This is a genomic window from Gardnerella bivia (assembly GCF_049262715.1).
GTDB classification, from domain to species: Bacteria; Actinomycetota; Actinomycetes; order Actinomycetales; family Bifidobacteriaceae; genus Bifidobacterium; species Bifidobacterium vaginale_A.
Genome location: NZ_CP058399.1, coordinates 1,277,641 through 1,295,904, shown reverse-complemented (window position 1 = coordinate 1,295,904; position 18,264 = coordinate 1,277,641). Strand labels below are relative to the sequence as shown.

Below are 18,264 nucleotides of genomic sequence, written 5' to 3'. Positions count from 1 at the left end.
GTCCCTCGCAATTTTCGTTTAAGACTATTTTCTAGGGAAATAACCCGGAATAACCTGAAATAACCCTATTTTGGTCTATATCACCTATTTTTAATATAAAATTTAAGTGTTACTGTGTTATAGACCAAAATTTATTTATTCATCTGGGGAATGAACTTTACGCGGTACACCTAAATCGTCCGCTATATCGTCATGTATATCGCCGCACTCATAAGGCTCTAGCAGGTTATAGGCTTCTATTAGCAGCTCTTTAGGTGCGCTCTTGTGTAGCCATGCTTCTACTAAATAAGCATCAATTGCAACTGACGGTTCGCCTGCTCGAATAGCACTATTAACAAAGTCTTTGGAAAATTCACTCATATATGGCTCACCATATGGACGAAGTTTCTCAGCCATTTCATAACAAAGTTTCATTATGTCCATTATTTTTTATCCTCTCTTCTTAACATTTACGAGTGTTTATTTTCGCGGCTTTCTCTTCTTCTTTTTCGTTTCTATATCATTATATTCACTTTAAAAATCCGAAAACAATGATTTTTATAGTCTTTCTCTTAGAGTGTTTTAACAATTATTAGTGCATAAGTAATCATAGGAAGTAGTGAATGATAATCATATTGGAGTAATCACAAGAAGTAGTGAACTGCAATACTTAAACTAGATATGGATATATCAGCAGAAAAATACATATAGCGACACGCCAGAACATGAAATAACTTGCATTTGCAAATATTTCGAGTATAGTAGTTACTCGTGCTTGTGAGCTGAGTTTTCAGTAAAAAGCATCGCGGACATAGCTTAGTTGGTAAAGCGCGACCTTGCCAAGGTCGAGACCGCGGGTTCGAGTCCCGTTGTCCGCTCTAGGTCCGATGAGTTATTCGACCTTACGGTGGGTTAGCCAAGCGGTTAGGCAGCGGCCTGCAAAGCCGTATAGATGAGTTCGACTCTCGTACCCACCTCGAAGTTAGAAGGTTTTCCTTCTATCATCACAACCGGGCGGTTGGCGCAGTGGTAGCGCACTTCCCTGACACGGAAGGGGTCACAAGTTCGAACCTTGTATCGCCCACTCGAGAGGTTTGCCTTTCACGCATAATTAAAAAAATTTCGGGTGATTGGCGCAGCGGCTAGCGCACTTCCTTCACACGGAAGGGGTCATAGGTTCGATTCCTATATCACCCACGCGCTACGCAGAATCACCAGTTCTGCGTTTTTTGTTTTTTAATTCCTTTTTTCATTTGTCTTTCTGTGATTTCTTTATTCTTGATTGTGCTTCCTATCCATACAGAATCAGTAGCACTCCTTTACAAATCGTTAGTGTTTAAAAATAGCGTTTTGATGACGATACTATTCGTACAGTCTAGTTGCTTTAGTTTTAAGGCTTTGAGTAGCAAGGCTTAGCGAGTGCTAAAAGTTAAAAGTGTAGATATGCTACCCGTTCACTCAATCTATTTAGAAGTCATCGTAATGCTTATATTGAACTAGTCTTCATGTTTATTTTGTGAAATAACCTTCAAATAACATTCATCTAACCCTCAAATAACACTTTATTTTGTTACTCACGCTTATTTAGTAAATAACCCAAATAACTACTGATGAATCGTACAGAATCGTACAGAATCCTACGAAATAACCTTCAAATAACATTTATTCTAAAAGTATTAAAAAAAAATAGTGACCAAATCCTTATAGTAGGGAAGTGGTCACTATTTCAAGCAATATTAAATTATTCAGTGAGAAAGATCTATTACCATACGTCCACGAATCTTGCCTGCAAGCATTTCATCGAAGATGTCGTTAATATCTTCCATTTTGCGCATATGGCACTGTGGCAAAACCTTTCCTTCAGCACCAAATTGGAATGCTTCTTCCAAGTCTTTGCGTGTACCTACAAGAGAACCGACCAATCGAATTCCATCAAGAACCAAACGAGGAATGCTTAATTCCATATCCTCTGGTGGAAGACCAACAGCTGCAATAGTTCCGCCAGCACGAACAGAATCGACAGCTGCATTAAATGCTGCTTTATTTACAGCGGTAACCACAGCGCCGTGGGCACCGCCAACCTTCTTCATTGCAAATTCAGCAACGTCTTCTTTTAATGGATTAACGCACAAGTCCGCGCCATACTTTTCAGCAAATTCAAGCTGTCCTTCGTTCACATCAACAGCAATAACGTGAGCGCCAAAAACATTCTTAGCATATTGCAAAGCAAGATTGCCTAAGCCACCAAGACCGAAGAGGATGAGCCATTCACCAGGATGTACGCCAGACTCTTTAATTGCTTTATATGTTGTAACGCCTGCGCAAGTGATAGAGCTTGCTGGTGCAGGGTCTAAGCCTTCTGGAACTTTTACAGCATAGTCTGCAGCAACGATGCACTGCTCAGACATACCACCATCTGCAGTATATCCTGCGTTTAAAACGCTACGGCACAAAGTTTCACGACCAGTTGTGCAGAATTCGCAATGTCCGCATCCTTTGAAGAACCATGCCACAGAAGCACGATCTCCAGGCTTTAATGTAGTTACGCCTGGACCTACTTCGCGAACAATACCAATTCCTTCGTGTCCAAGGATAACACCTGTTTTATCTCCAAAATCTTGATTCTTTACATGTAAATCAGTGTGGCAAACACCGCAACACTCCATATCAAGTAGTGCTTCACCAAACTCTAGTGGTCGTAATTCTTTCTCAATAACTTGAGCCTTCTTATCTTTAGTAGCAACAATTGCCTTCATAGATACCTCCTCGTTCTATATTTAACAATGTTTTTAGTGCCTTTCGCTCCTACGTTGAGCAAAAGCTATTTTTTATTCTACATGATTTTATTCTTTTTAGTTAAAAATTAGATATTTTATTTAAAAAATTTTATAAAAAAGTTTATAATAATGATAATAATTATTATATTCATAAATTATTGATAGAAATACAACAACAAGTTTGGCGTAAAATCGCTCATATGATGCAGAAATTAAAAAAGTTTGAAAAATTTTTACGTAAAACTTGCGTAGTAGTAAAAATAAAGCTATAATTTTCATTTGTTTGCGGACATAGCTTAGTTGGTAAAGCGCGACCTTGCCAAGGTCGAGACCGCGGGTTCGAGTCCCGTTGTCCGCTCCATTTATTTAGAAATTTTTGTGTTTTTTACTTTAATTTTGTTATTATTTTTTTCAGATTAGTTTAATTGACTTAAAAAATGCATGTAATAAGCAAAAAATATATAATAATTACATGTTCCAATTATTATAATATTTTAATGCTTACTGAATATTTTAATTAAAAAAATTTGATTTATAAGTAATTATATTTATTTTTTGTGCATAATACAAAATAAAAAACAGTTATAAGATAAAATTGTCATAAAATTCGCTAAAATTTTATTAAAATTAGCTACTAAAATAGAAATGTGCATAAGTGATTTGTCTAAAACGTTGAAATTTCAAGGAAAAACAAAATCTATGTAATTAGTTATCCACATTTTACTTTTTACTCTACTATTTGTTCATTTAGGTGTATGCTATACCTATTCAAAAAACTTAATATGATTTAATAACAAAAAATAAATATGGAATTATAAATAAAAATGAAATTAGAAACATAAACAAATATAAAAAGAACACATAGAGAGAGGAATAAAAATGAATAAAATTTGTTTTGCGGACTCTGATCCTTTCGATGATTCTGAGTATGTAGAATCTAACGAGAATTGTAATGACACACAAAACAATGATTCGTCTAAAAATAATACAGCTCCACCACCTGTAAACGAGGATCAAGATAATTTATCCGTATACAATGGGGTATTTTTAGTTGGATCTTCAAATAGAAAAGTTCCTTATCGTATAAGCCTTGTTTATAAAGATCCAAATTCTGATAAGAAAATGTTCCATATTGCAATGCATGCTTGCAGAGTTGCTTGTGCTGCATTAGATGTTGCAAGAGGTCATCCTATTTTGCCATCGACTAGTAGGATGATTTCAAAAGAATGCATAGATAAATTACATAACATGTGGGTTATGGTAGGAGAGCGTCTTCAAGCAATAAATAATCCTGTACTCAATTTCGAAATATGCAGACTTCCAGCGAATCCTCACCTAGTTAACGGAGTTATGGTTAAACCAACACAATTAGAATGTGTTATAAGGATGAATACTGGCTCTGAGCAATATTGGACATCGTTGACTTTGAAATACAAATTCGGTAAATGGATTTGCACATATGTTGATATTGGGTAAATAAATTCTGTGAGCATACGAAAATTCTGTAAGTGGTATTTTCTTTTGTAGAAGTTTCCAATATAAAAATATATTTTTTGTAGGAAACTCGTTCGTGTTGAACGAAACAATAAAGTACAATTACAAGTATGCTCCGAGAATTTACTGTAGAAGCCATTCACCCAACTCAAGACGGTGACACAATTTACTCACTTCTTGCTAATAGAGCATTGCGCGCACCTCAAAGTGTTGTTGCTCAATGGCAAGACGAAGATACGCGCCAATGGCATGACGTTACTGCTGTCGACATGCTTTCCAAGGTACGCGCTACCGCTAAAGGCTTGCTTGCACTTGGTGTAAAACACGGCTCAAAGGTAGTTATTTATTCAGCAACATGCTACGAATGGGGCATAGTTGACTTTGCATGTGCGTCAATTGGCGCTGTGTCTGTTCCGATTTATGAAACAGATTCGGCTCTACAAGCGAATGATATTATTTCGGAAGTAAAACCTGTTATCGCTTTTGCAGGTGACGATGAACATGCGCAAAAACTAGAAATAGTTCGCAATGATAATAATAAAATAGCTTTCAAGACATTCAACTTTAAAGCTGGAGGATTAGGAGCTGTTATTGACTTTGGTAAATCTGTTGACACTAATGAGCTAGATGAAGCCGTTAAAAAAGTTAAAGCAGATGATCTAGCTACGATTGTATATACTTCTGGTTCTACTGGAAAACCTAAAGGTGCGATGCTTTCAAATCGCAACTTTACACATATAGTTTTTGCAGGATACGATGTCTTGAACGAGATGTTGTATCAACCAAGCAGACTGTTGCTATTCTTGCCATTAGCGCATTGCTTTGCTCGTTATATACAATACGTTGCTATTGGATCTAATGGAGTAGTTGGATACGTTCCTAACGCTAAACACTTATTGGCTGATTTGCGAAGTTTCAAACCTTCATATTTGCTTGGCGTACCTAGAGTATTTGAGAAAGTTTATAATGCTGCATCTCAAAAAGCTGGAGCAGGTATACGAGGTCGAATTTTTGCTAAAGCAGTAAGACATTTTATTGAGTGGTCGCGTGATGAAGTAGATGGGAAGGCTCATTCGTTATCTGCTAGAATGCAACACAATTTCTATATGAACACAGTTGGTTCATCTATTCGCTCTGCTTTAGGACCTAATCTCGCTTGGTTAGCATGCGGAGGTGCTCCTATTAGTGCAGATTTAGCTCATTTCTTCAATGGACTTGATGGCATAACTTTTATTCAGGGATATGGCATGACTGAAACAGCTGCGCCGTGTGTAGTTAATTTTGAGCATGCAAATCAAGTAGGTTCTGTAGGTAGACCTGGACCAGGAATTTCTATTCGCCTTGCTGAAGATAATGAAGTTCTTGTTAAAGGACCAAACGTATTTATTGGTTATTACAATAAACCAGAACTTACATCGGAAGTAATTGACGATGAAGGATGGCTTCATTCTGGAGATATTGGCGAAATTGACGATGAAGGATTCCTATCTATCACTGGTCGTAAAAAAGACATTATTATTACAGCAGGCGGAAAAAATATAAGCCCAGCTCCATTAGAAGGTATTATTGCAAAATGCCCTCTTGTTTCTCATGCCGTTGTAGTTGGAGATGGTAAGCCATTTATTTCCGCGCTTATAGAACTTGAACCTGATATGGTCCGCTCGTGGCTTAAAACTCAAGGATTGCCTGAAGATATGCCTATGAGCCAAGTTTCAAGCAATGAAGCAGTTCGTTCTGTTGTACAACAATTCATTGATCAAGCTAACAGCACTGTTTCAAGAGCTGAATCTGTACGTAAATTCGTTATCTTAGAGGACGAATTTACCCAAGATGCTGGAACTCTTACTCCAAGTATGAAAGTTGTGCGCCCAAAAGTATTGAAACGCTATGCAAATATCATAGACTCCCAATTGTATGCTCCTAAACCAAATACAAAACCATTCCCAGCTACTGTAAAAATCCTTGATAGAACTACTGAAACAATGCGTCAAGCTCAAGAAGCTGTAACGCCAAGAGTTCGTCAAGCAATTGATCAAGCAGCTAGTCAAATAATGCATTTTGGTGATGAATCTTCGTTAGAAAAGCACGATGTAACTCGCGCTAACTTGCAAGATGAGTCTAATTCAAATTCGTCTGCCGAAGAGTAGAAACATACAATATATAACGCAATAAAACAATATATAACGTAATAAATATTAGAATAAATAACAGCAATTAAGGAGAATTGTGACTATTCGTAAAATTCGTGTAGTGCCAGATCCTGTTTTACGCACTCCATGCGATGAAATTCGTGAGATTACACCTTCAATTCATAATCTTGTTGAAGATTTATTGGAAACAGTAAATGACCCTGGTAGAGCTGGATTATCTGCTAATCAGATTGGAGTAAGTCTTAGAGCTTTCTCATATAATATAAATGGTCGTATCGGTTACATTCTTAATCCTGTTATTGAAGAAACTCGTGGAGAGCAATACGACGATGAAGGTTGTTTATCTGTTCCAGGATTATGGTACAAGACTCGCCGCGCGCAATATGCTCGAGTTAAAGGTATTGATCTTAATGGTAAAACCTTAGTACTCGAAGGTGAAGGTTTGATGGCTAGAATGTTGCAACATGAATGTGATCATTTAGACGGACACATTTATTTAGATCGTTTGGAAAAAGATGTTCGCGCGAAAGCACTAAAAGAACTTAGAGATAATATAAACATAAAATAATCTATATTTTTCTTTTATTTAGTATCGCTCTTCTGTTATAATCCTGTTTCGCGTGTCCATTATGAGCATGAGTAATGTCGCGTTATATGATTGCTCGTTTTTATTGTCTACCGGACAAGCAAATACGCGCCATGTACGCGTCCATTCGTGTCGGTCGGCTTGATTTAGATTTTTAAAATCTTCAAGTTGCATGCGAATAGACATGGCCAGGCAAGAACCGACAAGAAAGGTAAAAGATATGTCGCAAATTACCATGAGCGAAATGCTGAAGGCTGGCTTACATTTTGGCCATCAGACTCGTCGCTGGAATCCAAAGATGAAGCAGTTCATTCTTACTCAGCGCAATGGTATTCATATCATCAATTTGTTCAAGTCTCTCGACATGATCGATAAGGCTTATGATTTCATCAAGCAGACTGTTGCTCACAACGGCACTGTTCTTTTCGTAGGAACTAAGAAGCAAGCTCAAGAAGCAGTGCAAAATCAAGCTACTCGCGTAAACATGCCTTATGTTTGCGAACGCTGGCTTGGCGGTATGCTGACCAATTTCCAAACTGTTTCTACTCGCGTTAAGCGTTTGAAGGAACTAGAAGAAATGGACTTCAGCGATGTTCGTGGCTCTGGCTTAACTAAGAAGGAACTCCTTCTTTTAGAGCGCGAAAAAGACAAGCTTGCAAAGCAGCTTGGCGGTATTCGCAACATGAATCGTACTCCTTCTGCTATGTTCGTTGTTGACGTAAACAAAGAAGCTCTCGCTGTTGAAGAAGCTCACAAGCTCGGTATTCCAGTTGTTGCAATCGTAGATACTAATACAGATCCAGATTCTGTCGAGTATCCAATCCCAGCAAACGATGATGCTATCCGCGGTGTCGAATTGCTTACAAGCTTGATTGCTGACGCTGTAGCTGAGGGTTTGCTTGAGCATGCAGGTAAGAATTCTAAGTCCGAAGGTGCTGACGCTCAGCCAATGGCAGCTTGGGAAAAGGAATTACTTACTAATGAAGGCGAAACTTCCGATAAATCTGCTGAAGCAGAAAAAGCGGAAGAATCAGAAGAATCTGAAAAGTCTGAGTGACAAATAGAGCTTAACTCTATAAATTTAATAGTAAGGCGTTTTGTGGTATAGGTTTTTGCTTATACCACAAAGCCGTACATAATATGAGGAGAACAAAATGGCAGCAATTACTGCAGCGTTGATTAAGCAGGTGCGCGAAGAAACTGGCGCCGGCATGATGGACGTTAAAAAAGCTCTTACTGAGGCTGAAGGCGATGTTGCCCGCGCTAAGGAAATTATTCGTGCGAAGGGTATCCAAGCAGCTGGTAAGCGTGAAGGTCGTAAAGCTCAGGAAGGCACGATTGCTTCTAAGGTAGTTAAGTCTAGCGAAGGCGAAACTGGCTACGCAGTCGAATTGAATTCTGAAACAGACTTTGTTGCAAAAACACCAAAGTTCGTTGAGTTTTCTGAAACTGTACTTGGATATGCTATTGAAGCATCAGCATCTACTACTGAAGAAGTTCTTGCATCTAAAGCTAATGACGCAACTGTTAAAGAAGCAGTTGAAGAAGCAGCAGCTTTGTTCGGAGAGCATGTAAAAATTGGTCAGGTTGCAACTGTAAGCGGACCACATGTTGAAATTTATGCTCATAAGAAGTCTGTTGAATTGCCTCCAAGCATCGTTTCTATGATTGCTACTGATGAAGCTGGCGCAAAGGTTGCTCATGAAGCAGCTTTGCAAATTTCTGCTATGGGTGCTCAGTGGCTTCGCCGCGAAGACGTTCCAGAAGAAGTTTTGGAATCTGAGCGCCGTGTTGCTACTGAAAAGTCATTAGCCGAAGGAAAGCCAGAGAAGATTGTTCCAAAGATTGTTGAAGGTCGTATGAACGCTTTCTTCAAAGAAACAGTTCTTCTTGAGCAATCATATGTGAAAGATCCTTCTAAAACAGTTGGTGACTTATTCAAGGAAGTTGGCGGAACTGCTTTAGCTTTTGCTCGTCTTGAAGTTGGTAAGGGTGCAGCTGAATAAGCATTACTTACAATAAAATCATATTATTTATAGGTTGCGTACTTAAATGTGCGCAGCCTATTTTGTTTTTATCATCGAACTTTTATACAAATAACTATATAATCCTACTTTGCACATTTCGTTATATATTACTTTTTTAATAAATAGCGCATATGTGCGATTATATGCACTTTAATTTAAGTATTTAAGCTTAAGTTTTTCAGTGTCGCGATTTATAGATAGACTGACAAAGATATGCTTGCATTCGCTGATAGAGCAGGAGGAATAGTATGACTATCAAACAAGAGAATAATGGTGCTCGTAGAGTTCTCTTGAAACTTTCAGGCGAAGCATTTGGCGGCGGTGCCGTTGGTATTGATACTCACATTATTCGTAGGATTGCAGAAGAAATTATGACTGCAGTACGTAGTGGTGTGCAAGTCGCAATTGTTGTTGGAGGAGGAAACTTCTTTAGAGGAGCTGAACTTCAACAAGCTGGCATTGATCGTAGTCGTGGAGATTACATGGGCATGCTTGGTACTGTTATGAATTGCTTAGCTCTTCAAGATTTCCTTGAGCAATCCGGACAAGCTACTCGTGTTCAAACAGCTATTACTATGGGTCAAGTTGCAGAACCTTATATTCCATTAAAAGCTATCCGACATCTTGAAAAAGGTCGCGTTGTTATCTTCGGAGCAGGTGCAGGTATGCCATATTTCTCGACTGATACTGTGTCTATTCAGCGTTCATTAGAGATACATTGTGATGAAGTGTTAATGGGCAAGAACGGTGTTGATGGAGTTTATAGTGCTGATCCTCGTAAAGATTCTAATGCCAAAAAATTCATAACTCTTAGTTATCAACGCGCACTTGTTGATGGTCTAGCTGTTATGGATGCATCTGCACTTTCTATGGCTAGAGATAATAAGCAGAAAATCCGAGTCTTCGGCTTAGAAGGCAAAGGAAATGTGACACGTGCATTGATTGGTGAAGAAATAGGAACACTTGTTTCTGACGCAGATGCAAAATTTGCTGAATAAAATTAAAACACAATGTTTACTAAACAGTTAAAATACTTTTAAAAAACAATTAGCATGAGATTTACAAAGGAGAATTCATGTCTGCAATTATTGATCAAGCTCAAGAGCAAATGAATAAATCTGTTGAAGCTACTAAAGAAAACTTTATGGGCATTAGAACAGGAAGAGCAAACCCTGCTTTACTAAATGGAATTATGGTTGATTATTATGGTGCGCCTACTCCTATTAAAGCTGTTGCATCAATTGGCGTTCCAGAACCTCGCACTTTAGCAGTTACTCCTTTTGACGCTTCACAAGCAAATGCTGTTGAAAAAGCAATACGTGATTCTGATTTAGGCGTAAGCCCTAATCGCGATGGTAATGTTATTCGTGTTACAATGCCTGAACTTACTGAGGAACGCCGTAAAGAATACGTCAAACTTGCTAAAACAAAAGCAGAAGAAGGAAAAGTTGCAGTCCGTAACATTCGCCGTAAAGCTAAAGAATCCATTGATAAGTCAGTTAAAGATGGTGAATTAGGCGAAGATGAAGGCGATCGTTTACAAAAGGAATTAGATAAACTTACAAAGCAAGTAACAGATTCTCTTGATGTTTTACTTGAAGGAAAGCAAAAAGAAATCATGGAGGTTTGATTCTTTATCTAAGAATAAAATAAAGAATAAACTATAGAGTTCATCTAATAATTTAGATATATTCTGAAGATGGGTGTTGCATGGAACAGCAGAGTGATGGGATAGTTGAATCTTCTAAAAGCAATATAGCTCAAGGAAGTATAGATGAAAAAGTAGTATCTTCTTCATCGTCAAATAATGAATCCTCTTGTGATAATAATAGCAACACCCAGAATAATTCCAATAATAGCTCGCATGAAACTTTAACAGATATAAACAGACGCACAGGACGTAATATGCCACAAGCTATTGCTACTGCTGCTTTGCTTGTAGTTGTTATTATTGCATGTTTAATAATAAGTAGAGATGCTTTTATTATATTGATTGCATTATTTATGGTTGGAGCATTATGGGAATTGCACGTTGATTTCGCAACAATTGGATTAAGAATACCATTTGTAGTTCTATCAATATGCTCTGTTGTAACAATTTTAGCTACATATTATTCAAAATGGCATGCTATTGCTATGGCTAGCGGAATCACAGCATCGCTTATTCTTACTGTTGTATTTGCAACATTTAATAGCACTATTTCTGCTCGCACTCTTCAAGCTGTTGAAAAGAAATTACAAAAATCTTCGCAATCAACAATTAACAGTAGTACTTTTACTAATACTGCTGCATCAATGTTTGTAATACTTTATATACCTCTTTTAGCTTCTTGCATTGTTCTATCTATAGCAGGAAGTAAATATGCTTTTGCTCACGCTATGCTATTAGTATTTTTGCCTGCTTTAAGTGATACTGGTGGATTATTCGCTGGAGCATGGCTAGGAAAACATAAATTATCTCCAAGAATTTCGCCGAAAAAATCCGTTGAAGGCTTAATAGGATCAATGCTCTTAGCTGTAATTGGAGCATACATAATTGTTATTAGTTTCTATGGAATGAAGTTTCTTGATTTCTGGTGGCTTCCAGCGATTATGGGCATAGTTTCTGGAATAGTTGGAACATTTGGAGATTTATGTGCTTCAATGCTTAAACGAGATATTGGAATTAAAGATATGGGTCACCTTCTTAAAGGACACGGAGGCATTATGGATAGAGTTGACTCAATCTTATTGTGTGGACCAGTTCTTATGGCAATTATGAAATTCATGGGAATTTGACATATAAATTTCTAATTATAATTCTCTAGTTACAATTTCCTAATTACAATTTGCGCATTGAATTATTCTTCTTTGAAAACTTAAGAATCATGGTCTAAGTGTAGTATCAATCCCATGACTGTAGCTTATATTCCATCACCAACTATTTCTTATATCAAATTTGGTCCTTTTATTATACGTTTTTACGCTATTTTCATTCTCATAGGAATCTTACTAGCAATGTACATGATTACTCGTACTTGGAAACGTAGAGGCGGAAATTTTGATCAAATATTAGACATAGCTTTAATAAGCATTCCATGCGGAATTATTGGAGCGCGTCTTTATCACGTTATTACAACTCCTGAAAAATTCTTCTCACACTCAGGTGATTGGGTCGAGATGTTTAGAATATGGAATGGCGGACTCGGCATATGGGGAGGAGTGGTTTTAGGATCGCTTGCAGCATGGGCAGTATGCAAGCATCGTCATTATCCTACAGCATTACTTGCAGATGCAGCAGCTCCAGCTTTACTTATAGCTCAAGGAATTGGCAGATTAGGAAATTGGTTTAACCAAGAACTTTACGGTGCTCCTACAACACTTCCATGGGGTCTTAAACTAAATAATATGGGTGGAGCAATTGGAAATAAAGAGAGTTGTTACGATGGTCTTTCATGCCCTGAAGGAACGTTATTCCACCCAACATTCTTATATGAAATGATATGGAATTTTATTGGTGCAGCTTTAATTATTATTCTTTCTAAGAAAATTCTCAAAAAGTGTAAAGCTGGATCAATTTTTATCATTTATGTTATGTGGTATACGCTAGGACGAACTTGGATTGAATGTTTACGTATTGATTTTTCACATGTTTTTTGTGGAATTCGAATCAACGTGTGGGTTTCTATAGGAGTATTTATGTGCGCTGCGATTGCTTTTATACTTCTTCAAAGACACAGTGATTTTACTGATTCGCTAAGCGAAAAACTTTTAGATACTACGTCTTATGAGAATGAGAAGAATAGTATAAAATCCAAATAAAAGTACAATTTCAATTAGTAGTCTTTTGCTTTTCTTAGAATGGGAATCATGAATATACAGATAGCACCTAGCATACTTTCAGCAGATTTTTGCAATCTCGAGCGTGATCTTGTTGCAATTTCCAACGCCGATCTTGTTCACGTAGATGTGATGGATCATCATTTTGTTCCTAATCTTACTTTAGGCGAACCGATCGTTAAGCGTATTTGTGAAGTAACAAATCTTCCAGTAGATGTTCATTTAATGATTGAAGATCCTGATCGTTGGGCTCCAGAATATGCAAAGCTCGGGGCTTGCTCAGTTAGCTTCCACATGGGAGCAACACATGCTCCTGTACGCCTTGCTCGTCAGCTTCGTAGTATGGGTTGCAAAGCTTGTTTCGCTGTACGTCCTGCAGAACCTGTAGAACCTATTTTTGATATTCTCGATGAATTCGATATGGTTTTAATTATGACAGTTGAGCCAGGATTTGGCGGACAGAAGTTCCTAAGTAATCAAATGGGTAAAGTACGTCGCTTAAGAGATGAAATCACAAGACGTGGCTTAAAAACGCATATTCAAGTAGATGGAGGAGTGAGTCCTTCTACAGCAGCTACAGTTTCTGAAGCTGGAGCGGATGTTTTAGTTGCAGGCTCTGCTGTTTATGGAGCAGAAAGCCCAAGTGAAGCTATTGAATCAATACGTAAAATAGCACAAGCTGCTTGGAAAGATTGATATTTTAATAAATGTGGTGGTCTGATCCCCACATTTATTATATTGTTCGCAATCTCATAGTCTTGTAAATTTTTTAGTTTTAATGCTAACTCGGTTGCGATTTATATTTTTAAAACAGCGAATATAATTTTGATTTTATTAACTTTTATTAAAATTAAGGGAAGTATGAAATGGTTAAGTTTGCTTCTAGTAGGGAATATAGTCCTGCTGCGCTTAATCGAGTTTTCACTGTACCTAATCTTATAAGTTTTCTTCGCATCTGCTCTATACCATATTTAGCTTGGCTTATTGCAAAACATAATATGGTTTTAGCTCTTTTAGTTCTTGCTATCTCAGCTCTTTCAGATTGTGTTGACGGATATATAGCTCGTAGATTTAATCAAGTCAGCAAACTCGGACAAATATTAGATCCTATTGCAGATCGTTTGTTAATTGTTTGTAGCACTCTAGCGTTAACTTTTACATCAATAATACCTTGGTGGACTTTATTCCTAGTTCTAGCTAGAGATGTTATTATGGCTATTCTTATTGTTATTCTTGCGCAATACGATTACGGGCCTTTACCTGTTAACTTTATGGGTAAAACTGGTACAGCATTATTGATGCTTTTCATAGTACTTTTAATGATTTATTCCACATCTTTTATGCATACTCAAATAATTTATGCTTTCGCAATAGCATGTGGAATATGGGGAATAGTACTATATTGGATTGCAGGCTTTTTGTATGTGAAACAAGCATGCATGTTGCTTAGCAATAGTAATGTTATTAGCGAGAGAGAATAAGTTATTTGCATGTCACGTGGCGGGATTGATTCTAACGATATTAAGGCACTTGATGAGAGTATAATCAATCAAGCGCCATCTTTCCCTGCTTTAGATGGTTCTCAATTGATTCGAAGAAGAGCTACATTCTCTAAATCTATTTTTAATATCGCTTCTCACCATGCTTCTAATAATCGCAATCGCTTAGTTAGACATCACGATAGAAGACGCTATGTTGATGATTATTCTCTACGTTTGATTGATGATTTAATCAATCGTCCTGTTGATCCTTTATTTATGGATTCTAGATTAAATACTCAAAAAGTTAGTCCACTAAGCTTATGGACTACTAGAGTAGTTGTTTTTATTGTTTGCATAGCTGTAGGCACTATTGGAACTCAATTTGTTCGCAAATTACACGTTGACTCGCGTAAAACAATACGAATGTCATTAGCAAATGAATTATCTGGTCATACTACTAAATTCAACTCTCTTCTAAAAGAAGTAACAAAATTACACAACAGCGTTGATCGCGAATCAAAACGTATTACAACTCCTGAAGAAAATCAAGTTACAAAAAACGATGATATGACTAACGGAATCAATCCTGTAGAAGGACCAGGAATAGTTATAACTTTAGCTAATCCTTTTTCTGCAGGAGCCGGTTCTTCTGAAGGAAACCTGCCGAGAGAATCATCTGGTGCTCGCATGCGAGTAATTACTGATAGAGATATTCAACGATTTGTTTCAATTTTATGGGAAGGTGGAGCTGAAGCTATTGCTGTAAATGGTCATCGCTTAGGAGTTCAAACTTCTATAAGAACTGCAGGTCAATCAATACTTATTGGAGTAAATCAAACTCAAAGCCCGTATACTATTGAAGCTATTGGAGATAGTGGGAAATTATATAAAAAAATTTCCGATCAAAAATATTCTTCATGGTATTCATCTCTTACAAACGCTGGTATCAATCCGCAAGTTTCATCTTCTAATGTATTAAAATTATCTGTAGCAAGCACTGGAGATATTCAGTTCGCTCAAAGAAGAAAGATAGGTGAATAAAAAATATGACAGCTATTCTCGGTTTAATTTTGGGCGTGCTAATAGGTATTGTTGTTCATCCAGATATACCTATAGTTCTTCAGCCGTATCTTCCTATTATGGTTGTTGCTGCTCTTGATGCACTTCTAGGCGCTGCAAGAGCTTATTTTGAACGAAACTTTTCGGATAAAGTTTTCGTTATATCGTTCTTCTCTAATGTTATAGCAGCTACTCTTTTAGTCTTGTTGGGGAATCAGCTTGGTGTTGGTGCTCAACTTCAAACTGCAGTTATAGTAGTGCTCGGAATACGAATATTCTCTAATGTGTCTGCTATTAGACGCTTCATATTTAGGAGTTAGTCTATGGCGTTTCCTAATAAGCAAAATGATGAGAATATTATTGGAAAATTACATCAACAGCATGCAAAAGATCGCGAAAGCGATCAAACACAAACTGGTTCTTTTCCTGTTGTACCTAAGCGTTCGAAACATTCTTTAAGCTCTCAAATCACAAGAGCGCGCATTTTTACAGGATTTCTTATTATGCTTATGTGCGCATTATTGGGATTTGCTTATATGATTCAAGTAAATCGCAGCTCTTCTTTATATGAAACTTTAAGCGAAGACGAATTAACTAGACTTATAACAGAAACTAATTCACAGATACAAAATCTTGAGCAACGTAAAAGTGAATTAAGCGGTCAATTAGACTCTTTGCGTGCATCTGTTAATAAGCAAGAGGAAGCAAGACGTATCGCTCGTCAAAACGCTGAAACTAACGGATTGTTATCTGGAAGACTACCAGCAATAGGAAAAGGAATAATAATTCATATTACTGCTGGAGAAAAAGAACGAATAGATTCCTCCACAATGTTTGGGCTTATTGAAGAATTACGCAATGCTGGAGTTGAAGTTATTTCTATTAACGATATTCGAATTATTACATCAAGTTATATTTCTGACTCTAAGCATGGCTTAATTTGTGACGGTATAGAAATGGATCCGCCTTATATTGTTAAAGCAATAGGAGATCCTCAAAACTTACAAAATGCTGTTACTATTGCTGGTGGCGTAGGATCTAGATTGAAAGTTAAATTTGGTGCTCTTGTTCATGTTATGACACCAGACGAAGTGGAAATTAAAGCGACACGCGAACCAAAACAATATCAATATGCTCATCAAGTCGAGTAACAATGTACAATAAAAATTATGACAGAACCGATTCCTACAGCTGGAGAAACAACCATTATTGGTATGCCAGCAATTCATATCCCTATTACTGCAACTGAAGATCGTCCTTTAAGAAAAGATGATTTAGACACTATTTCTAAATTAGTTCCTGGAACAGCATTACTAATTTCTACTAGGGGAGCAGTTTCAGGATCACGATACCTTTTAGATGAAGACGTTATTTCTGTAGGCCGTGATTCTCGAGCAGATATTCTCTTAGATGATTCTACTGTTTCTAGAGCGCATGCTGTTTTTCGTAGAAATGGAAATGTGTTTACTATCGCAGATTCTGGTAGTTTGAATGGCACTTATGTTAATAGAGAGCGTGTTGATGAAACAGTCTTACATAATGGTGATGAAATCATGATTGGAAAGTTTCGTTTAGTTTTCTTTGGAAGTGATTCTATTTCTAAATAGATAGCGAAAATATTGAATTATTCTATTTAGCGCATGAATTCTTTATTCATATATTAAGCATAATTCAAACTTCATGATGATTATTGCTAACAGATTACATTTTTAAATATACGCTTGTGTAAAAATATACGCTCGTGTAAAAATATCTTTGCGATTGGGGGATTATATGGTAGATGAAACATACTATCCACAATATTCCGCTCAATCTTCTATTCAAGGTGTTTTATTTAGCTTTTCTACAAATGTAAATAGCGATAGGGGGTATCGTGGCACTGTTGCTATGAAAATTGCAGGAATAACGTATAGACAGCTCGATTATTGGGCAAGAAAACATATTATTGAGCCTTCTATTACACCTTCTCATGGATCTGGTTCTAGAAGATTGTATTCGTTCAAAGATATATCAATCATGTCAGTTGCAAAAAAATTACTAGATGCTGGCGTAAATTTGCAAAATGTAACTAATGCAATTGTTTTTCTTTATTGCCATTGTGAAGAATCACTTAATAAAATGACTATTATTTGCGATGGGAATACAGTAAAAGAATACGATAGTGATAAAAATAATATTTTAGATATGCTTGAAGCTGGTTCAGCAGTTTTTGCAATTGATGTTGGTAGGATATGTAAACGCGTGGAATCTGACTTACAATCTGAAATATTTACTCCATTTAATGAATTAAATCAGTAAAATTTAACGTCAGAAGGTAGATAAAGGTAAGAGGTAAGAGGTGATAAAGGTAAGATATGAGCGTTTTACTATATGCTATCCCAAGCGTAATGTGGCTTATTTCTATAGTATTGCTTATCGCTAGTTCTTTAGAATCTTTATTTTTATTATTCAATATTAAAAATCTTAAGCAATATACAAATAAAGACGTCAAAGAAAACATAAATGAACATACAAAAGTACACGTTAAAGAAGACGTTAAAGTAAAAAAGCTTAGCTGGACTAGTGTTATAGCTCATTGTTTTGCATTGCCATTTGCAATGGCATATGGGATGGTTTATAGAATACTTCAAAGCTGTGTTGTCGCACCTTCAAAAATTGCACAAACAATAGAATTTATTTTTATTTATTCAGTAATCATTTTTATTATTTTATGGATTATTAGTATTGCTGTTATAATAATCCATTTGTCGTTTGCTACAAAGCAAGAGGATCTGATTTACAAACGAATAAACAAATAAACAAAATTAAAGTTAAAAATTAAAAGCTATTTTATAATCCAATTTGACATAACGTACATTATCGGAAATATCTAATAGAATCAAGCAAAACAAA

19 protein-coding genes and 5 tRNA genes are annotated in these 18,264 nt (G+C 36.6%); 22 read left to right on the top strand and 2 right to left on the bottom strand.

Features of this window, described 5'->3' with window-relative positions:
* Positions 1 to 135: 135 nt before the first annotated feature.
* A complete protein-coding gene (locus tag HXT27_RS05130; protein WP_103043045.1) occupies positions 136 to 423 on the bottom strand; it encodes a hypothetical protein in 288 nt (95 codons plus the stop codon).
* A 361-nt stretch (positions 424 to 784) separates the two neighbouring features.
* Here HXT27_RS05130 and HXT27_RS05125 point away from each other — a divergent pair.
* The 4 genes from HXT27_RS05125 (at position 785) to HXT27_RS05110 (ending at position 1,176) form a co-directional block, all read left to right on the top strand.
* Positions 785 to 857: transfer RNA gene (locus HXT27_RS05125), tRNA-Gly, on the top strand.
* Positions 858 to 885: 28 nt separating this feature from the next.
* Positions 886 to 956, top strand: a tRNA-Cys gene (locus tag HXT27_RS05120).
* A 35-nt stretch (positions 957 to 991) separates the two neighbouring features.
* Positions 992 to 1,063, top strand: a tRNA-Val gene (locus HXT27_RS05115).
* Positions 1,064 to 1,103: 40 nt separating this feature from the next.
* Positions 1,104 to 1,176: transfer RNA gene (locus HXT27_RS05110), tRNA-Val, on the top strand.
* Between the two features lie 548 nt (positions 1,177 to 1,724).
* Here HXT27_RS05110 and adhP read toward each other — a convergent pair.
* The gene (adhP, locus tag HXT27_RS05105; protein ID WP_422113102.1) at positions 1,725 to 2,735 is read right to left on the bottom strand and encodes an alcohol dehydrogenase AdhP; all 1,011 of its coding nucleotides are present in this window, start codon (positions 2,733 to 2,735) and stop codon (positions 1,725 to 1,727) included.
* A 306-nt stretch (positions 2,736 to 3,041) separates the two neighbouring features.
* Between adhP and HXT27_RS05100 the strand changes: the two genes are divergently transcribed.
* The 18 genes from HXT27_RS05100 to HXT27_RS05015 all read left to right on the top strand — a co-directional run bounded on the left by HXT27_RS05100 (position 3,042) and on the right by HXT27_RS05015 (position 18,170).
* A tRNA-Gly gene (locus HXT27_RS05100) sits at positions 3,042 to 3,117 on the top strand.
* A 518-nt stretch (positions 3,118 to 3,635) separates the two neighbouring features.
* Positions 3,636 to 4,232, top strand: coding sequence for a hypothetical protein (locus tag HXT27_RS05095; RefSeq protein WP_103043044.1), 597 nt, complete (start codon positions 3,636 to 3,638; stop codon positions 4,230 to 4,232).
* A gap of 128 nt (positions 4,233 to 4,360) precedes the next feature.
* A complete protein-coding gene (locus HXT27_RS05090) occupies positions 4,361 to 6,397 on the top strand; it encodes an AMP-dependent synthetase/ligase (protein WP_103043043.1) in 2,037 nt (678 codons plus the stop codon).
* A 79-nt stretch (positions 6,398 to 6,476) separates the two neighbouring features.
* On the top strand, positions 6,477 to 6,968 hold the full coding sequence (gene def, locus HXT27_RS05085) for a peptide deformylase (protein ID WP_103043042.1): 492 nt from the start codon (positions 6,477 to 6,479) through the stop codon (positions 6,966 to 6,968).
* A gap of 238 nt (positions 6,969 to 7,206) precedes the next feature.
* The gene (rpsB, locus tag HXT27_RS05080; RefSeq protein WP_103043041.1) at positions 7,207 to 8,043 is read left to right on the top strand and encodes a 30S ribosomal protein S2; all 837 of its coding nucleotides are present in this window, start codon (positions 7,207 to 7,209) and stop codon (positions 8,041 to 8,043) included.
* Between the two features lie 97 nt (positions 8,044 to 8,140).
* Positions 8,141 to 8,992, top strand: a complete 852-nt coding sequence (tsf, locus tag HXT27_RS05075; protein WP_103043040.1) for a translation elongation factor Ts — start codon at positions 8,141 to 8,143, stop codon at positions 8,990 to 8,992.
* Between the two features lie 269 nt (positions 8,993 to 9,261).
* Complete coding sequence (gene pyrH / locus HXT27_RS05070; RefSeq protein ID WP_103043039.1) at positions 9,262 to 10,011, top strand: UMP kinase; 750 nt, start codon at positions 9,262 to 9,264, stop codon at positions 10,009 to 10,011.
* 77 nt (positions 10,012 to 10,088) lie between these two features.
* Positions 10,089 to 10,643, top strand: coding sequence for a ribosome recycling factor (gene frr / locus HXT27_RS05065; RefSeq protein WP_075523153.1), 555 nt, complete (start codon positions 10,089 to 10,091; stop codon positions 10,641 to 10,643).
* A gap of 80 nt (positions 10,644 to 10,723) precedes the next feature.
* Positions 10,724 to 11,791 (top strand): phosphatidate cytidylyltransferase, encoded by a 1,068-nt coding sequence (locus tag HXT27_RS05060; RefSeq protein WP_103043038.1) that lies wholly within the window; start codon positions 10,724 to 10,726, stop codon positions 11,789 to 11,791.
* A gap of 114 nt (positions 11,792 to 11,905) precedes the next feature.
* Positions 11,906 to 12,814 (top strand): prolipoprotein diacylglyceryl transferase, encoded by a 909-nt coding sequence (gene lgt, locus HXT27_RS05055; protein ID WP_075523154.1) that lies wholly within the window; start codon positions 11,906 to 11,908, stop codon positions 12,812 to 12,814.
* A gap of 48 nt (positions 12,815 to 12,862) precedes the next feature.
* On the top strand, positions 12,863 to 13,528 hold the full coding sequence (gene rpe / locus HXT27_RS05050; RefSeq protein WP_075523155.1) for a ribulose-phosphate 3-epimerase: 666 nt from the start codon (positions 12,863 to 12,865) through the stop codon (positions 13,526 to 13,528).
* 170 nt (positions 13,529 to 13,698) lie between these two features.
* Entirely contained in the window at positions 13,699 to 14,313 is a 615-nt protein-coding gene (locus HXT27_RS05045) for a CDP-alcohol phosphatidyltransferase family protein (RefSeq protein WP_103043036.1), read from the top strand.
* A 9-nt stretch (positions 14,314 to 14,322) separates the two neighbouring features.
* Positions 14,323 to 15,354 carry a DUF881 domain-containing protein gene (locus HXT27_RS05040; protein WP_075523157.1) on the top strand — a complete coding sequence of 344 codons (1,032 nt, stop codon included), beginning with the start codon at positions 14,323 to 14,325 and terminating at the stop codon, positions 15,352 to 15,354.
* Positions 15,355 to 15,359: 5 nt separating this feature from the next.
* A complete protein-coding gene (locus HXT27_RS05035; RefSeq protein ID WP_075523158.1) occupies positions 15,360 to 15,692 on the top strand; it encodes a small basic family protein in 333 nt (110 codons plus the stop codon).
* A gap of 3 nt (positions 15,693 to 15,695) precedes the next feature.
* Positions 15,696 to 16,523 carry a DUF881 domain-containing protein gene (locus HXT27_RS05030; protein WP_075523159.1) on the top strand — a complete coding sequence of 276 codons (828 nt, stop codon included), beginning with the start codon at positions 15,696 to 15,698 and terminating at the stop codon, positions 16,521 to 16,523.
* Between the two features lie 18 nt (positions 16,524 to 16,541).
* The gene (locus HXT27_RS05025) at positions 16,542 to 16,979 is read left to right on the top strand and encodes an FHA domain-containing protein (RefSeq protein WP_075523160.1); all 438 of its coding nucleotides are present in this window, start codon (positions 16,542 to 16,544) and stop codon (positions 16,977 to 16,979) included.
* A gap of 166 nt (positions 16,980 to 17,145) precedes the next feature.
* Positions 17,146 to 17,670, top strand: coding sequence for a MerR family transcriptional regulator (locus HXT27_RS05020; RefSeq protein ID WP_075523161.1), 525 nt, complete (start codon positions 17,146 to 17,148; stop codon positions 17,668 to 17,670).
* Between the two features lie 56 nt (positions 17,671 to 17,726).
* Positions 17,727 to 18,170, top strand: coding sequence for a hypothetical protein (locus tag HXT27_RS05015; RefSeq protein ID WP_422113101.1), 444 nt, complete (start codon positions 17,727 to 17,729; stop codon positions 18,168 to 18,170).
* Positions 18,171 to 18,264: the final 94 nt, after the last annotated feature.

Bases quoted from the DNA above. Each gene is read 5' to 3' on its own strand.
- HXT27_RS05130 (WP_103043045.1), bottom strand. From the start codon at position 423: ATGGACATAATGAAACTTTGTTATGAAATGGCTGAGAAACTTCGTCCA.
- adhP (WP_422113102.1), bottom strand. From the start codon at position 2,735: ATGAAGGCAATTGTTGCTACTAAAGATAAGAAGGCTCAAGTTATTGAG.
- HXT27_RS05095 (WP_103043044.1), top strand. From the start codon at position 3,636: ATGAATAAAATTTGTTTTGCGGACTCTGATCCTTTCGATGATTCTGAG.
- HXT27_RS05090 (WP_103043043.1), top strand. From the start codon at position 4,361: ATGCTCCGAGAATTTACTGTAGAAGCCATTCACCCAACTCAAGACGGT.
- rpsB (WP_103043041.1), top strand. From the start codon at position 7,207: ATGTCGCAAATTACCATGAGCGAAATGCTGAAGGCTGGCTTACATTTT.
- tsf (WP_103043040.1), top strand. From the start codon at position 8,141: ATGGCAGCAATTACTGCAGCGTTGATTAAGCAGGTGCGCGAAGAAACT.
- pyrH (WP_103043039.1), top strand. From the start codon at position 9,262: ATGACTATCAAACAAGAGAATAATGGTGCTCGTAGAGTTCTCTTGAAA.
- frr (WP_075523153.1), top strand. From the start codon at position 10,089: ATGTCTGCAATTATTGATCAAGCTCAAGAGCAAATGAATAAATCTGTT.
- HXT27_RS05060 (WP_103043038.1), top strand. From the start codon at position 10,724: ATGGAACAGCAGAGTGATGGGATAGTTGAATCTTCTAAAAGCAATATA.
- lgt (WP_075523154.1), top strand. From the start codon at position 11,906: ATGACTGTAGCTTATATTCCATCACCAACTATTTCTTATATCAAATTT.
- rpe (WP_075523155.1), top strand. From the start codon at position 12,863: ATGAATATACAGATAGCACCTAGCATACTTTCAGCAGATTTTTGCAAT.
- HXT27_RS05045 (WP_103043036.1), top strand. From the start codon at position 13,699: ATGGTTAAGTTTGCTTCTAGTAGGGAATATAGTCCTGCTGCGCTTAAT.
- HXT27_RS05040 (WP_075523157.1), top strand. From the start codon at position 14,323: ATGTCACGTGGCGGGATTGATTCTAACGATATTAAGGCACTTGATGAG.
- HXT27_RS05035 (WP_075523158.1), top strand. From the start codon at position 15,360: ATGACAGCTATTCTCGGTTTAATTTTGGGCGTGCTAATAGGTATTGTT.
- HXT27_RS05030 (WP_075523159.1), top strand. From the start codon at position 15,696: ATGGCGTTTCCTAATAAGCAAAATGATGAGAATATTATTGGAAAATTA.
- HXT27_RS05025 (WP_075523160.1), top strand. From the start codon at position 16,542: ATGACAGAACCGATTCCTACAGCTGGAGAAACAACCATTATTGGTATG.
- HXT27_RS05020 (WP_075523161.1), top strand. From the start codon at position 17,146: ATGGTAGATGAAACATACTATCCACAATATTCCGCTCAATCTTCTATT.
- HXT27_RS05015 (WP_422113101.1), top strand. From the start codon at position 17,727: ATGAGCGTTTTACTATATGCTATCCCAAGCGTAATGTGGCTTATTTCT.